Source organism: Maridesulfovibrio sp. FT414, from assembly GCF_050916235.1.
In the GTDB taxonomy this organism is placed as follows: Bacteria; Desulfobacterota; Desulfovibrionia; order Desulfovibrionales; family Desulfovibrionaceae; genus Maridesulfovibrio.
On the sequence record NZ_CP104854.1, the window covers coordinates 1,565,058 to 1,580,988 of the forward strand.

15 protein-coding genes and 1 tRNA gene are annotated in these 15,931 nt (G+C 52.2%); 12 read left to right on the plus strand and 4 right to left on the minus strand.

From position 1 onward, the window contains the following. Positions 1–139: 139 nt before the first annotated feature. The 3 genes from N7E73_RS06900 to tpx form a co-directional block, all read right to left on the minus strand. Positions 140–346: a hypothetical protein gene (locus tag N7E73_RS06900; RefSeq protein ID WP_432738311.1), complete on the minus strand. Its 207-nt coding sequence runs from the start codon at positions 344–346 to the stop codon at positions 140–142. A gap of 491 nt (positions 347–837) precedes the next feature. Then, positions 838–913, minus strand: a tRNA-Thr gene (locus N7E73_RS06905). A 162-nt stretch (positions 914–1,075) separates the two neighbouring features. Beyond that, positions 1,076–1,591: a thiol peroxidase gene (gene tpx, locus N7E73_RS06910; protein WP_432738312.1), complete on the minus strand. Its 516-nt coding sequence runs from the start codon at positions 1,589–1,591 to the stop codon at positions 1,076–1,078. Between the two features lie 191 nt (positions 1,592–1,782). On the opposite strand from tpx, the gene N7E73_RS06915 reads away from it, so the two are divergent. Continuing rightward, a complete protein-coding gene (locus tag N7E73_RS06915) occupies positions 1,783–2,286 on the plus strand; it encodes a hypothetical protein (RefSeq protein ID WP_432738313.1) in 504 nt (167 codons plus the stop codon). A gap of 38 nt (positions 2,287–2,324) precedes the next feature. Here the strand turns inward: N7E73_RS06915 and N7E73_RS06920 are convergent, their stop codons facing one another. Continuing rightward, entirely contained in the window at positions 2,325–3,392 is a 1,068-nt protein-coding gene (locus N7E73_RS06920) for a TOBE domain-containing protein (protein ID WP_432738314.1), read from the minus strand. 148 nt (positions 3,393–3,540) lie between these two features. Between N7E73_RS06920 and modA (N7E73_RS06925) the strand changes: the two genes are divergently transcribed. The 11 genes from modA (N7E73_RS06925) to trsM all read left to right on the plus strand — a co-directional run bounded on the left by modA (N7E73_RS06925) (position 3,541) and on the right by trsM (position 15,927). Further along, positions 3,541–4,272 carry a molybdate ABC transporter substrate-binding protein gene (modA, locus tag N7E73_RS06925; RefSeq protein WP_432738315.1) on the plus strand — a complete coding sequence of 244 codons (732 nt, stop codon included), beginning with the start codon at positions 3,541–3,543 and terminating at the stop codon, positions 4,270–4,272. Beyond that, entirely contained in the window at positions 4,272–4,937 is a 666-nt protein-coding gene (modB, locus tag N7E73_RS06930; RefSeq protein ID WP_432738316.1) for a molybdate ABC transporter permease subunit, read from the plus strand. Before modA (N7E73_RS06925) ends, modB begins: the two co-directional genes overlap by 1 nt. After that, a complete protein-coding gene (locus tag N7E73_RS06935) occupies positions 4,934–5,638 on the plus strand; it encodes an ATP-binding cassette domain-containing protein (RefSeq protein WP_432738317.1) in 705 nt (234 codons plus the stop codon). Before modB ends, N7E73_RS06935 begins: the two co-directional genes overlap by 4 nt. A gap of 73 nt (positions 5,639–5,711) precedes the next feature. After that, the gene (modA, locus tag N7E73_RS06940) at positions 5,712–6,437 is read left to right on the plus strand and encodes a molybdate ABC transporter substrate-binding protein (protein WP_432738318.1); all 726 of its coding nucleotides are present in this window, start codon (positions 5,712–5,714) and stop codon (positions 6,435–6,437) included. Positions 6,438–6,446: 9 nt separating this feature from the next. Further along, on the plus strand, positions 6,447–7,121 hold the full coding sequence (locus tag N7E73_RS06945) for a molybdate ABC transporter permease subunit (RefSeq protein WP_432738319.1): 675 nt from the start codon (positions 6,447–6,449) through the stop codon (positions 7,119–7,121). A gap of 15 nt (positions 7,122–7,136) precedes the next feature. Continuing rightward, positions 7,137–7,868: a Rossmann-like domain-containing protein gene (locus N7E73_RS06950; protein WP_432738320.1), complete on the plus strand. Its 732-nt coding sequence runs from the start codon at positions 7,137–7,139 to the stop codon at positions 7,866–7,868. 582 nt (positions 7,869–8,450) lie between these two features. Then, on the plus strand, positions 8,451–9,470 hold the full coding sequence (locus N7E73_RS06955) for a molybdopterin-binding protein (RefSeq protein WP_432738321.1): 1,020 nt from the start codon (positions 8,451–8,453) through the stop codon (positions 9,468–9,470). A 67-nt stretch (positions 9,471–9,537) separates the two neighbouring features. Then, complete coding sequence (locus N7E73_RS06960) at positions 9,538–12,255, plus strand: molybdopterin-dependent aldehyde oxidoreductase (RefSeq protein ID WP_432738322.1); 2,718 nt, start codon at positions 9,538–9,540, stop codon at positions 12,253–12,255. A 536-nt stretch (positions 12,256–12,791) separates the two neighbouring features. After that, the gene (locus N7E73_RS06965) at positions 12,792–15,062 is read left to right on the plus strand and encodes a pyridine nucleotide-disulfide oxidoreductase/dicluster-binding protein (RefSeq protein ID WP_432738323.1); all 2,271 of its coding nucleotides are present in this window, start codon (positions 12,792–12,794) and stop codon (positions 15,060–15,062) included. Continuing rightward, complete coding sequence (locus tag N7E73_RS06970) at positions 15,059–15,268, plus strand: DVU_1557 family redox protein (protein ID WP_432738324.1); 210 nt, start codon at positions 15,059–15,061, stop codon at positions 15,266–15,268. The genes N7E73_RS06965 and N7E73_RS06970 overlap by 4 nt, the downstream gene beginning before the upstream one ends. Continuing rightward, the gene (gene trsM / locus N7E73_RS06975) at positions 15,268–15,927 is read left to right on the plus strand and encodes a DVU_1556 family methyltransferase (RefSeq protein ID WP_432738326.1); all 660 of its coding nucleotides are present in this window, start codon (positions 15,268–15,270) and stop codon (positions 15,925–15,927) included. The genes N7E73_RS06970 and trsM overlap by 1 nt, the downstream gene beginning before the upstream one ends. Positions 15,928–15,931 lie beyond the last annotated feature (4 nt).

Below are 15,931 nucleotides of genomic sequence, written 5' to 3' on the forward strand. Positions count from 1 at the left end.
GGAATGCAGCCTTGCGTATCCTGTTGTTGAACAGGGGGCAAGCTTTGAAGGCTTGAAAAATGAGGTTTTCTATGGGACGCGTTAATTCTGACCGGAGATCACGACTCTGTAATTCCCCACATTCCGGAGTGCATATCACTCACAACGAAGCAAACTGAATCACCGCAAGCTTATCCCGTCTGCCCATTGAATATTTCAAATGACTCCCGGATAACCCCGGCAACTCCTCGTTAAATATAAATCTATCAAAAAAATCCGTAAGATTTTCAGCCTCAACATGATCTTTATTTTTAGATTTCAATTCAGAAACAAAATGCTGAACAGAATGTCCATCAATAAGATCCATCCTGTAGTAGCTATCCAAAATAGAAAAAGCCCAAAAGACATGAGCTCCGCAAATATTGATGAAACTCTCATCAAATACATTTTCACTAATAAATGTCTAGGCAGCACCAAGCAGAGAAAAACCATTCAGGAGATTGTGATATAGGCTATCCTCGGTAGCGAGTATTTGTGCTCGTTCCTCCCTTTTGTCAGGGAAAAGCAGCACTAGCGGATTTGTCTTCAGCAGTATCTTAGAAGGCATCTGCGGGCTGAGCATTCTTTTGTAATCATAGGCTTGGAGTGAGTTGAGCATATTTTTAAAGTTCATTTCGAACACCCTATTTAAATTAATCCTGCAAGCGTAACACGACGATGGGTCCTAACCTGAACCTGTATGATATTATCTGAAAATTCAAGCAGTGGTATCATCTCCAAACTGGTACCAAATTGGTACTCAATTCAATAAAAACAAAAAAGGGCTCACATCCATAAGATGCAAACCCTTGATTTAACTGGAGCCAACGATCAGAATCGAACTGATGACCTACTGATTACGAATCAGTTGCTCTACCGACTGAGCTACGTTGGCTTATTGTTGATATGCCTTGTATATCAAGGACTAAAACCCGGTCAAGCCGAAAATAATCTTATCAGAATTACCTTGAAACGCATACTTCCGAACGCGCAAACCCCAAAAACCCCTCCCCGCAGCACGGGAAGGGGTTTAACCAGTTCTAGCTATGAGCAGGAGCTATACAAGCTTCCTTGCAGCTTCAAGGGCGGAATCGTAATCAGGCTCTTCAGTTATTTCGTTCACGTACTGCACGTACTGCACGACACCGGCCTTATCCACGACGAAAACAGCACGGCTCAGGAGACGGAGTTCCTTGATAAGCACACCGTATGCTTCACCAAAAGAGGAACTCATGTAGTCTGACAAGGTCTGAACGGCTTCAACACCGGCAGCACCGCACCAACGGGCCTGCGCAAAGGGCAGGTCCATGGACAGAGTCAGGATCTTGATGTCAGCACCGAGCTTTGCAGCCTCGTTATTGAATCTGCGGGTTTCCATGTCGCAAACCGGGGTATCAAGAGACGGTACGGCGCTGATGATGAGCACCTTGCCTGAGAAATCAGCCAGAGTCTTGGGAGCAAGTCCGTTATCAACCACGCTGAAGGCAGGAGCCTTGGCACCGACTTTGAGTTCCTCTCCCAGAAGTGTCAGGGGGTTGCCCTGAAAAGTAATTACGCCAGTTCTTTCATTCATAATCTAAACTCCATTGATTTTGTTTTCAGTATTGCTTCTCAATAGCACAAACAAGCAATACCTACAAGACAGTTCTAGATTTTATAGAGTCCTAAAATATTCCAACACAAATACATTGATTTTACAAGTCATTGATACTATTTGATCTTAATTTTAACTATACCGGATAAACATAATCCAAAGGAGAACAAATGAAACATTTAACTAAGATTCTACTAGCGATAGCTATGATCATTATAATGTGTGAAAGCGCATTCTCGCAAAGCAGCTTTTATCCGCAGGGAAGCGTCATTGTACCAGGAATAACGTACGCATATACTCGTGCTGATTACTATGTAAGGCCGACGATTGTTTTGAACAATATAACAGATAAAACAATTCAATGCCGTGTGCGTGTTTATGATCACAATGGAGAAGACAAAACAGCATTAGGAAGAGTATATACAGGAGGAACAAACTATACTATTCTTTCCAGTGGGATTGGTGATTTCGAAATACCTCCATACTCAAGCAGATGGTTCAACATGGACAACATTCCAGTACAATATAGTTTTTTAGGGCATGCAACTATTGAATGGTCTTCGAGCGACCAAAAAGCAAAAAAGGCACTTATGGGTAAAGTGTGGAACATGAGAGTAACCTCAGTAAGTATATGTGATGCATTTGAACCCATCAACAACGGTCAGCCATTTTAATTCTCCTAAACAACGGGCATGGTCGTGAGCCGTGCCCGTTACACCGCATGCAAAACAACAGAAAGGGCCTTGAAACAGAACTCCACCCTTGCGCCTTCCTTAAGCCCTTCTTCTTCAATGCTCCACGATGTAACAAGCGCACACATCTGGGCACCCCCCACAGACTCACCCGAAACCTCGGCCAGAACTTCGGTCCTTTTGATTGATGTGACTATGGCAGAAACACAATTGCGGGAACTGCTTGCACCATCCCTTATAGGGCGGACCGATACCAGCGGAGCCTTTACCGTGGCAGAAACAGGCACCCCGGGTTCCAGATCAAGCTTGTAAAGACTTTCAAGGGTGATGACCGAACTGATGGTGAATCCCTCGGCCGTTGTGAATTCCACATCGGCAAGGACTCCGTCCCTGAGAACCTTGGAAACGTGCCCGACAAAGGAGTTACGGGCACTGGTCTTCAGTGTGGTTTCCTCAAGAGCCATACGGCGCACGATATTCTGAACGTCACCGGACGACCACTCCTGATACACACCCGCAAGATCGGAAGAGGAATGGCCCAGAACCTTGCGCACCACTCCGAGCGGAACCCCACTACGGAGCAGCTCTACTGCACGGGACCGGCGCAGCACGCTCGGTGCCCCCATCTGCCGGTCAAGGCCGCATTTCTCGGCACGCTCGTAAAAGATACGGCGTACATAGCCGGGATCAAAATGAAAAAGCTGTCCCTCAAGCCCTGATCCCATGGGGCCGTGCATGAGTCCTTTCAATTCCCGACAAACGGACTGCGGCAACGGCACTTCCCGCCGCTGGCTGTCCCGGCCGAGGAAGATCACTGCACGGGCCAGATCAATGCCGTCACGCTCATCCAGTCCCAGAATTTCTCCAAGCTTGGCACCGGTGTGGCGCAAAACAAGAAACAGACAGAATGTTCTGGTGCGAGATCTCACATAGTCTGCACGCGTGACTTCACCCTTCCATTTCCGGAATTCATCCTCAAGAGCTGACAGTTCCTTGGAATCAAGATGTCTGACATTCTCAGGAACATCAAACACTTCCGATGGAGACAGTCTTGTTTTCCTACCGTTTTTATCCAATTTTTCCGCCACGTTTCAACTCCACGAAATAACCCTACGAAGAGTCACGTTTTTCAAAATAAACGTGACGGGTTTGTAAGTTTGTCCATTGTCCGCATAAACATAAGACACTGATAAAGCCAATTCATGAAGACCTCAATTTCAAAATGGAGAACAGACAATGAAACGCATCACCCCCCTGATCCTGACAATACTGCTGGCCCTGCCCCTTTCCGCACAGGCCGCAGACCTGATAATCGGACAGGCCGCCAACTTCATGCCGGCCATGAAAGAAATCATCCCGGCATTCAAAACCGCCACCGGACTGGAAGTGGAAGCAACCTATACATCCACCGGAAAACTGTACGCCCAGATCACCAACGGTGCTCCGATCGATGTTTTCCTTGCTGCTGATGAAAAACGCCCCGCAAAACTGTTTGCTGACGGCCTGTCTGAAAAGCCTTTCGTTTATGCCAAGGGCAAAGTCGTGTTCTGGACCAAAGGAAAAATTTCCGAGCCGACCTGGCAGGACGCCGTCAAAAGCGGAAAACTTCATAAGATAGCTATCGCCAACACCGAAACAGCCCCTTACGGAACAGCAGCGATGACCGCTCTCAAGACCGAAGGTCTCTGGGATAAGATCCAGCCCGAACTGGTTTTTGCGCAGTCCATTGCCCAGACCTTCCAGTTCGCTTCTTCCGGGGCTGCTGATGCAGGATTCTGCGCTTACTCATCCGTGTTTACTCCCGCCGGAAAGAGCGGAGACTTCAAGGTGGTAACCGAAGCCCCGCCGGTAATTCAGGCCGCATGTATCCTGAAATCGTCCGAACACAAAAAAGCAGCTGAAAAATTCGTAGAATTCCTTGCCGGACCTGAAGCACTGTCCATCAAGAAAAAATACGGATACGACTAATGGACTTTTACCCTCTTTACATATCGGCAAAGCTGGCAATAGCCACAACACTCTTCATTCCGGTTGTGGCTGCGCCAGTAGCCTATGTGCTGGCCTTCTTCAACTTCAGGGGCAAGAGTCTGGTTGATGCTGTAGTCTCTCTCCCAATGGTGCTCCCTCCCACGGTTCTCGGCTTCGGGCTGCTTATTGTTATGGGCCCGCAGGGACCGCTGGGAGGGCTCTGGCGGGAAATGACCGGAGAACGAATGGTGTTCAGTTTTTCCGGGATTCTGCTGGCCTCACTCGTTTACAACCTCCCCTTTGCGGTCCAGCCCATGCGTGCGGCCTTCGAGAAGCTGGATATCCGTCTTCTTGAAAACGCCGCCGTACTGGGGCTGACCCCGACAGCAGCCTTTTTCCGGGTGGTCCTGCCCAACAGCCTACCCGGTCTGGCGGCCTCGGGCATGCTGGTTTTTGCCCACAGTCTGGGTGAATTCGGCGTTATCCTGATGGTCGGAGGAAGCATACCCGGCTCCACCAAGGTTGCCTCCATCGCCATCTACGAAGCAGTGGAAGCCATGCGCTACGGCGATGCCATGTACATGTCCATGGCCATCATCCCGGTCAGCTTTCTGGCTCTGCTCGCCATCAACCGTCTCAACAGAACCAGCAGGAGGAGATCATGACCCTGACCATCGATATACGCAGAAAACTCCCCAACTTCACCCTCGATGTCTCACTGACCTGCGCACCCGGAACCCTGACCGCCATTGTCGGTCCTTCCGGAGCGGGCAAAAGCACTCTGGTGCGCATCATCGCAGGTCTGGACAAGCCTGACGACGGTACGCTCTCCCTGAACGGCACTGTCTGGTGCAATACCGACACAAATGAATTCCTGCCTCCGCGCAAGCGCGGGCTGGGACTGGTTTTTCAGGAGTACACCCTGTTCCCGCACCTCAACGTCCGCAAGAACGTTGCCTTTGCTGCCGTGGACAAAAACTGTGTGTCCGGGCTGCTGCGCAAATTCGGCATTGCCCACATAGCTGAGAGCAGACCCTGCAATATCTCCGGCGGAGAACGCCAGCGTGCTGCATTCTGTCAGGCTCTGGCCCGGGAACCGGTTCTTCTGCTTCTGGATGAGCCGTTTTCAGCGCTGGACATCGCCACCCGCGAAGGACTGCGCCGTGAGCTGCGTGACCTGAAAAGAGAACTGAACATCCCCATTATTCACGTGACCCATGACCTTGAGGAAGCATTCTATCTGGCGGATTCAATATTTGTCATGGAAAACGGGCAGGCCTCACCGCAGTGGCTGGAAAGGCAGAAAAGGCGTTTCTGCTCCCCGGAGATGTCCCGGCCGCACCTTGAACTGGTTGGAAACATGTGATTTCCGGTAACCCGGCCATTCTCTGAACCACTTCAACCAGCATAGCAATCATCATACGAAACAAGGACTGATCATGAAAATACGCTCGATACTATTCGCGCTCACCTTGATATTGCTGAATCTCCCGATTGCGGCACACGCCAAAATCGTCATCGCATCCGGTGCAGGATACCGCTCTCTGGTAGACAAACTGGCTGACACCTACACTACACAGACCGGCAACGAGATTGAACGCATTTACGGAAATATGGCCCGGGTAACCGCACAGGCAAAGAACAGCGGGCAGGTAGATCTGGTACTCGGAGACAAGAACTTCCTCGACAAATCCGCTCTGGACTGCTGCGCCTCACAGAATGTTGGGCGTGGCAGGCTGGTCATTGCCTACCCCAAGGGGAAAAACTTTTCCGGCGTCGATGACCTGCTCTCCGCTGAGGTAAAACGCATTGCCCTTCCGGACACAAAACGGGCCATTTACGGCAAGGCTGCCATGGAATTTCTGAAGAATAAGGGTGTACTCGCAAAAGTGGAACCGAAACTGCTCATGGTGGCAACAGTTCCGCAGTCGGCATCCTACGTGGTGGCCGGAGAAGTGGACTATGCATTCATCAATCTGACCCATGCCCGCAAGGTAGCTGATTCCATAGGCGGATACGTGGTCGTGGACGAGTCCGCTTATTCGCCCATAACCATCATCGTGGAACAGATGTCCGGCAGTGCCAGGCCGGAGGAATGCCGTTCCTTCATGGATTTCCTGAAGTCAGATACAGCAGCGAAGATAGTCGCCTCTTACGGCATGTAGGTTTTACGGATGGACGTCGCGGCAATTCTCACAGACAGTGCAACCCTCAGCCCGCTGGGGCTGTCGGCAAAGGTTCTGACCATGGCCGGAACCATGCAGCTTCTTATCGGAATTCCGCTGGCCTTCTGGCTTTCCCGCAGCAAAGGCATGCTGCACAACTTTGTGGACACCGCAGTGACCCTGCCGCTGGTTTTTCCACCGGTTGCGACCGGTTTTGTGCTGCTGCTCCTGCTCGGGCGCAATGGCCCTGCCGCCACATTATTCGGAGACAGCATCATCTTCGGGTTCCCCGGACTGGTCGTTGCCGGGTTCATTGCCGGCCTGCCCCTGCTGATCAAACCGGTGCAGGCGGCTTTAAAATCAGCTGAGGCATCCAAACTGAGCGAAGTGGCCGCAGTGCTCGGAAAGTCGGAGCCGGAGATTTTCTTTCTGGTCCTGCTGCCCTGCGCCCGCCGTGCAATCATGGCCGGACTTCTGCTGGCCCTTGCCCGGTCACTTGGAGAAGTAGGTATGACCCTCATGCTCGGCGGAAATGTAATAGGCAGAACCAACACCCTTTCGCTGGAAATCTACAATGCAGTGTTCAACGGCGAATTCGAACGGGCAGCGGTCCTTTCCGCCATAATCGGAATAGCCTCCATTTCCATGTTCACCGTACTCAAAAAAATATCAGATTCAGCATAAACGAGGAGATATACGATGGGAATTTCAGTCCTGAACCGGATTCAGACCGCAGCTTACAATATCTGGCAATCCGAGAATATTCTTGATGAGACCATACAGGTTACCGCACGAACCCTCACCACCGAAGAAGCCATCGGCAACCCCGAGGGTGACGACTTTCCCCTGCTGCGCGGCAAGGAACGGTTGATGGAAGCGGAATTCAGGGGAGCCAAAGGTCAGGCTTTCACCGACCGCTTCGGCAATTTCAGCACCAGCCTGCGCGAAGTAGCCGAAATGGATCTTTCCAACAATTTCCGCCGGGCCATTTTCGTTTCCGCCCTGAATGCAGTTCAGTGCAGTCTCGGACAGGCAAGCAATACGATCCACTGCAAGGATGACGGTCCGGCTCTGTGCGCCCCCAAACTTGGTGACTACATTGCCGAAAAATACGGTTCCCTCAGGCTGGGGCTTATCGGCTATCAGCCAGCCATGATAAAGGCTCTTTCCAGCCGTTTTGAAATGCGCATCGTCGACCTCGACCCGGACAACATCGGTACCGTAAAGTGCGGAATCACCATAGAAGGTCCTGAAGACACTTCCAGCGTGATCGAGGATGTCAACCTGCTGGTTGTCACCGGGTCAACCATTGTTAACGACACCATCACCCGCTTCCTGCGCAAAGACAAGCCGACGATATTCTTCGGAACAACTGTCGCTGCAGCCGCTGATATCATGGGCTGGGAGCGTTTCTGCTGCCAGAGCAACTAGCCATCCCCTGAACATAAAATCCGGCAGAACTGCCCGTCTTGCAACGCCCCTGCAAAGGTTCTGCCGGATCTCGTCAGCATCTGACACACACCCGACACAATGTGTTTCATATCGACACACTCCCCTTCCTTCCGCTTTTTATGTACATTTCCACACATTAAACTTCAAATCATATTCCTGTAATTGGGCCCTGTAAATTTTTTTAAATAATTATTGATCCATTAAAAAAATCTTCTCTTCTCACAACATCCTGTTTTTACTACTTATGTCATTTTGGACCTAATTTTGCTGTATATTGACTTCATCAGGCCCTGTATCTGTCAAGGCCTCTGGTCACAGGACTGAACTGCCAGAACGAGCATTAATGGAGTCATGGTAAAAGCTGCTACTGCCTTCTTGACTTATTCTGTCAGCCCAGACATATAACAACGTAATCAGCTCTTGCGGACAAGTTGTTCTCCGGACCGTTACGCCCTGAAATTATATCATTTTTGATATAATTCTTACTTCAGCAACAGAAGCGGCTAAAACGATCGGCAAGAAAAGCTGATTATCATTTCAAACTTCACGGAGCCTTTATCCATGATGAAAACCGTTCCAGTTCAGGACTCCATCGGCAACGTACTCTGCCACGACATGACCCGCATCGTACCCGGAGAATACAAGGGCCCGGCATTCAAAAAAGGTCACATCATCACACCGGAAGATATCCCGGTACTGCTCGAAATCGGCAAGGAACATGTCTACATCCTCACTCTGGAAAAAGGACAGCTGCATGAAAACGACGCTGCAGCCAGAATAGCAAAGGCCGCAGCAGGTCCGGGCATTACTCTTTCAGACATAAGCGAAGGCCGCATCAATATGAAGGCCTCTCCGGGGCTGCTTTCCATCAATGTGGAAGCACTTAACCGCATCAACTCCATTGACGAAGTGGTGCTGGCAACAATGCAGAACGGCATCCAGATAACCGAACCGCGCGATGTTGCCGGAACCCGCGTTGTCCCGCTGGTGATAGATGAAAATAAAATCATCCAGGTTGAAGAAATCTGCCGCGAATGCGGCCCCATCGTAAGTGTAAAACCGTTCCGCAACCTTAAGGTGGGCCTGATCACTACCGGAAGTGAAGTTTATTACGGAAGGATCAAGGACAAATTCGGACCCGTGATCCGCAACAAATTTTCACAGCTCAATTCGGAAGTAATTCACCAGACTTTTGTCAGTGATGAAGCCGATATGACCTGTGCGGCAATACTTCAATCGATTGAGAACGGAGCTGAAATGGTGGTGCTTACCGGAGGAATGAGCGTCGACCCCGACGACCAGACCCCTGCTTCCATCCGGGCAACCGGAGCCGAAGTTGTAACTTACGGCTCTCCCACCTTTCCCGGCGTAATGTTCATGCTGGCCTACCTGAATGGCGTGCCCATTGTCGGGCTGCCCGGATGTGTAATGTATTACAGGGCCAGCATTTTCGATCTGATTGTTCCGCGGATTGTGGCCGGCGAACGCCCCACCCGCAAAGAAATCGCTGAACTGGGCCACGGCGGTTTCTGTGCAGGTTGCGACACCTGCCGCTATCCGCTGTGTTCTTTCGGTAAATAGGGGACAGTTCGACGCCCCTTCCGGGCGCCTGCTAATAAAAAAGCAGTAATTCAAGGAGGTTCTTTCCATGATCAAACGGACTCTGAAAGTTAACGGCGTTGAGAAATTCATCATTTGTGACAATGATGAATCTCTCGCCAATGTTCTGCGCGAAAAACTCGGCCTGACCAGCGTTAAAATCGGCTGCGGAACAGGACAGTGCGGAAGCTGCTCAGTCATTATTGACGGCAAGCTCAAACGCTCCTGCTCCCTCAAGATGAAACGCGTTGATGATTTCACCGAAATCATCACCACCGAAGGAATCGGTACCCCGACCAACATGCACCCCATCCAGCTTGCATGGATGGCTCACGGCGGCGCCCAGTGCGGTTTCTGCACCCCCGGTTTCATCGTTTCCACCTACGCCCTGATTCTGGCCAATCCCAAACCGACCCGCGAAGACATCCGCGACTGGTTCCAGAAGCACCGCAATGCCTGCCGCTGCACCGGCTACAAACCGCTGGTTGATGCAGTTATGGATGCGGCAGCAGTAATGCGCGGCGACATGAGCGAAGACGATCTGCTCTTCAAGATGCCCGCAGACCAACGCATCTGGGGTTCCAAGTATCCCCGCCCCACTGCAATCGCAAAGGTTACCGGTACTCTGGACTACGGTGCAGACCTCGGCCTGAAGCTGCCCGAAGGCACCCTCAAGTGCGCTCTCGTACAGGCTGAAGTTTCACACGCAAATATCATTTCCATCGACACCAGTGAAGCCGAAGCAATGCCCGGTGTAGTTAAGGTTGTTACCTACAAAGACATCAAGGGTAAAAACCGCATCACCGGTCTTATCACCTTCCCCTCCAACAAGGGTGACGGTTGGGACCGCCCCATCCTCTGCGACGAAAAGATCTTCCAGTACGGCGATGCCATCGCAATCGTCTGCGCTGATTCCGAGAAGACCGCCAAGGCCGCTGCCGCAAAGGTAAAAGTCGAAATCGAACAGCTGCCCGAGTACATGAATGCTCCCGCCGCCATGGAAGATGACGCCATAGAAATCCATCCCGGGACTCCCAACGTCTACTTTGAACAGAAAATCGTCAAAGGCGATGAAACAGCTCCCATCTTTGACAAGGCGGATGTTGTTGTGGAAGGCAGCTACTATGTACAGCGCCAGCCGCATATGCCCATCGAGCCGGACGTAGGTTTTGCTTTCATTGATGACGACGGAAAACTCTGCATCCATTCCAAATCCATCGGCCTGCACCTGCATGCTGCCATGATCGCTCCCGGTCTCGGTATCGAGCTGGAAAACCTGATCATGGTTCAGAACTATGCCGGCGGTACCTTCGGTTATAAGTTCTCCCCCACCATGGAAGCACTGGTCGGCGCAGCATGTCTCGCGACCGGCAAGCCCGTGTACCTGAACTACACCTGGTACCAGCAGCAGACCTACACGGGTAAACGTTCACCCTTCTTCACCGACATCCGTCTTGCAGCAAGCAAGGATGGTAAACTGCTGGGCATGGAAACCGCATGGATCTGTGACCACGGTCCCTACTCTGAATTCGGTGACCTGCTGACTCTGCGCGGTGCTCAGTTTATCGGTTCCGGTTACAAACTGCCCAACATCCGCGGTCTTGGTAAAACCGTTTGTACCAACCACGCATGGGGTTCCGCTTTCCGCGGTTACGGTGCTCCTGAATCCGAATTCGGCTACGAAGTCATCATGGATGAACTGGCTGAAAAACTCGGTATGGATCCCTTCGATCTTCGCGAAAAGAACATCTATCGCGATGGCGACACCACTCCCACCGGCTGCAAACCTGAAGTTTACTGCATGGAAGACATCTTCAAGCAGGCTCGTCCCAAATATGACGCACTCAAGAAATGGGCTGCTGAAGACGCAGCTGAAGGCTTCAAACGCGGCGTAGGTATCGCAGTAGGTATTTACGGTTCCGGTCTTGACGGACCTGACACCGCTGAAGCCGAAATCGAACTCAACGCCGATGGCAGCGTAACCATGTACGCATGCTGGCACGACCATGGTCAGGGCGCTGACATGGGTGTTCTCGGTACCGCTCACGAAGCTCTTCGTCCTCTTGGCCTGAAGCCTGAGCAGATCCATCTGGTTCTGAACGACACCAGAAACTGCCCCAACGGCGGCCCCGCAGGCGGCAGCCGCTCCCAGGTTGTTGTTGGTAACGCAATCATCGCAGCATGCCGCAACCTGCTGGATGCAATGCGCAAGTCCGACAACAGCTACATGAGCTACGACGAGCTGGTTGCAGCCAACAAGGCTGTCCGTCACAGCGGCAAATGGACTGCTCCTGCCAGCGACTGTGATGAAAACGGACAGGGTTCTCCCTTCGCCTGCTACATGTACGGTCTGTTCATCAGCGGTGTTTCCGTTGAAGTCGCCACCGGTAACGTACAGGTAGAAAAGATGGTTCTGGTTGCCGACATCGGTAAGATCAACAACAAACTCGTTGTTGACGGCCAGATGTACGGTGGTCTCGCCCAGGGTGTCGGTCTGGCCCTCACTGAGGACTACGAAGACATCAAGAAGCACTCCACCATGGTCGGTGCAGGTTTCCCCTACATCAAGCAGATTCCCGACGACATCGAACTCATCTATGTTGAAACTGCCCGTCCCGACGGTTCCCACGGTGCTTCCGGTGTTGGCGAACTTCCGCTGACCACCCCGCACGCATCCGTCATCAACGCAATCTACAACGCCTGCGGCGCACGCGTAACCCACCTCCCGGCACGTCCCGAGAAGGTTCTCGCTGCCATGAAAGGCTAATTGAACTTATTAAAAGGACTCAGGCTTATCCGCCTGAGTCCTTTTTTGCATTAGCTGACCCTGCGGGGAATAATTGAATGCGCTTTGCGCTTTTGCTGTTTAATTTCGCCTCCGGCGGCCAAAGGGAATAATCCCCTTTGGAATCCCTATTGGTCTAAATCCCCGGTAGGCCTTTCAGCCTTTAAGGGATGTTGAGAACAGGTATGTCGCTTAAGGCATAGCCTTGGTACAATTAGCAGGTGAACATTAGCTGGATAATCGCCCGCATAACAACTGTCCTGCTGAGAACTGCGCTGCATGATGTGTACTGAATTTTGGGACAGTCTGAATTGAACCCGACTTTTAACAGGGTAAGTGCTTGCTGACATCTGAACAGGACTTTTCACACGAAACAACGTCCTCCACGAAAATCGGCGACAGCAAGTACTCCGTGTTGGAAGTTTTTTGCATGATTGGATATAACCAACTTAAATTTCAAATAAACGACGGCGAATTACCTCAAACAAAAACATCGCAGGACTGCCAGAGGCATCAGTATGGAACAAAAAGATCTTCGAACTTGGGAGGCCCGCTGCACTCAGGAAGAGCCTCCGAAATGCAAGGCCCGCTGCCCGTTACACGTGGATGGACGAGAACTCTGCAAGATGCTTGCAGCAGACCAGGTGGACAAAGCCTGGGCCGTGCTGTGCAAAACCCTGCCGTTTCCATCCGTAAGCGCCCGAATTTGTGACGGCATATGCCAGAAAGACTGCCTGCGCCAGGAAGTGGGAGGAGGCATTGAACTAGCCGCACTGGAACGCTTCTGTGCTGAGAATGCCAAACGCACGCCTCCTTTGAGAGCCCTGCCGGCCAAAGGCAAAAAGATCGCTGTATTCGGAGCGAACCTTCCGGGGCTTGCCGCAGCCTGGGACCTCGGCAAAAAAGGCTTCATTGTTACCATATTCTGCTCACACAAATTTGAAGGCTTTGATGCTCTGCCCGAAGGCAGGGTCGAAAAGGAATTTTTCGAGCAGGAACTTGCGCAGATGAGCAAGATGAACATCTCGATCGAGGAAGAGTCCGGTGTTCAGGTCGAAGATGTATTTACCGCCCTGTATAACTTTGACGCAGTTTTTGTCGATCCCTGCGCACTGGATGCTCAGAAGCTGGGATTGAAGAGTGTGGACCCCACCACCCTGAAGACGGAAAGAGACTTTCTTTTCGCATCTTCGGATATGGCCGGGAAATCCCCTGTTCATCTGATTGCAGCCGGGCGCAAGGGAGCCCTTTCCATTGAACGCGCTTTGCAGAACGCCTCTTTGACCGCAGGCCGGGACAGGGAAGATCCGTTCGAGACAAAACTGTTTACCAACATCAGCAAGGCAATCTCGGTTCCACCTGTAAGTGTGCCCGCACAAGGGTACAGCGCTGAACAGGCCCGCGAGGAAGCTGCCCGCTGCCTGCTCTGCGAATGCATGGAGTGTGTGAACAACTGCGCATATCTCAAGGAATTCAAGAGCTACCCCAAGGCTTACGCCCGCCAGATATACAACAACGCCTCCATTGTCATGGGAACAAGACAGGCTAACAAGCTTATCAACTCCTGCATGCTCTGCGGCCTGTGCGAGGAGGTCTGCCCGGAAAACTTCGCCATGCAGGACCTCTGCATTGAAGCCAGGCAGGATCTGGTCAAAAAGGGGCACATGCCCCAATCGGCCCATGAATTCGCCTTCAGGGATATGGAATTTGCCGACAGTTCCGCCTGTGCTCTGATCAGACATCAGCCGGGACACGCTGCAAGCAGTCAGGCATTTTTCCCCGGATGCCAGTTGGGTGCATCCGATCCCGGAGCTGTGGAAAGAGCCTATGCCAGCCTCTGCGATACCCTTGAAGGTGGTACCGGGTTGATGCTGCGCTGCTGCGCCGCTCCTGCAGACTGGGCTGGACAGCAGGAAATGTTCGACAGGAAAAGCAAGGCCATTGTTCAGGACTGGGAATCCCTTGGAAAACCCCGAATCATCGCCGCATGCCCATCGTGCATGGAATCTCTCGCCAAGGCTCTCCCGGAAGCGGAAATCATCTACCTCTGGTCTGTATTCAGCAAAAAGCTTGTCAATGGAGACTCTACCTGCAAGGGAACGCTGTCCCTTCAGGATCCATGTACCGCACGGCACAATCAGGTGCTGATGAACGATGTGCGCCTGCTTCTTGCCGGCAACGACATCAGTTTCAATGAGCCGGAGCTTTCCGGCAGACTGACCGAGTGCTGCGGTTTCGGAGGGTTGCTTGCCAACGCCAACGAACCTCTTTCAGCCAAGGTGGCAGAAAAGAGAGCCGAAAAACTGTCCGACGACGGCGTAACATACTGTGCCATGTGTCGTGATCTGCTGGCCAAGGCTGGAAAACGCTGTCTGCATCTGCTGGATCTTCTCCTTCCTTCCGGCCATGAAGACCCCGCTGCACGCCCTGCACCGGGTTATTCAGAACGCCGTGAAAACCGGGTCAGACTCAAGGAAACTCTGCTGGAAAATCTCTGGCAGGAAAAAGGTGCGCCACGTCCGGGTTACGAATCCGTCTGTGTCGAATTCACGCCTGAAGCAACCACAATGCTTGAAGAGCGGCGTATCATGATCAGCGACGTGCAGAAAACCCTGCTGGCCGCAGAAGGATCAGGACGGTTCATGACCAATGCCGACACCGGGCACAGGCTGACCAGTCACCGCCCGACAGTCGTTACCTATTGGGTGGAATATGAGCAAAAAGGGGAAACCTACCTCGTTCATCGGGTATGGTCCCATCGCATGCACATTCTGGGAGGGGTGTCATGAGTACCCTTAAAGTAATTACCGAAGATTTTTCCGCGTGGAGCTGCTGCGGCGAAGCATTGCAGCCGACTCCTGTGGAGCTGGAATATATGGACAGCAGATTCAATGTGGAACTGCCCGTCTGTCCGAAATGCGGCATGGTTCTTATCCCGGAGGAACTGGCTCTGGGCAAGATGGCCGAAGTGGAACGGCTGCTGGAGGACAAGTGATGTCGTGCACGGCAACCTCTCCACTCTGGGAACGGGCCGTGCTGCGGGAGACCGCTGGTCCAACGCTCCGTCCGGGTGGTTATCTCCTGACTGACCGGGCTGTGTCACTGGCGGCAATTCCGCAAGGAGCGCGAGTCCTCGACGTAGGCTGCGGACTGGGTGCCACAGTGGAATACCTGCACACACAACACGCTCTTGCCGCCTGCGGAATTGACAACTCGGTGCGCCAGTTGTCGGAGGCCCCCTCGGATCTGCCGCTGATTCTCGCCGACGCATCCTGCATCCCCTGCGAGGACGCATACTTTGACGCTATCTTCTGTGAGTGTGTACTTTCACTCATGACGGATCAGGATCGGACCATCAAAGAATTCAGGCGTGTGCTCAGACCTGGCGGGAAGTTGATCATCAGCGATCTTTACAAGCGCACCCGTGAATTCATCCCGGATGGAGGCTGCTCCTGCTCCAGCTCACCGCTGGACCTCGACAGAACGGAAAAGATTCTTGACCGACACGGCATACGTATAACCTCACTCGAAGATCATTCAAAAATGCTTGCTGAACTGGCAGCACGGCTGATCTTCGCCGGAGAAGCAGATTTCAGGCTGACCGGCAACTGCTGTTCGCGGCCCGGTTACATGCTGCTTATTGCCGAGGCATAAAGAT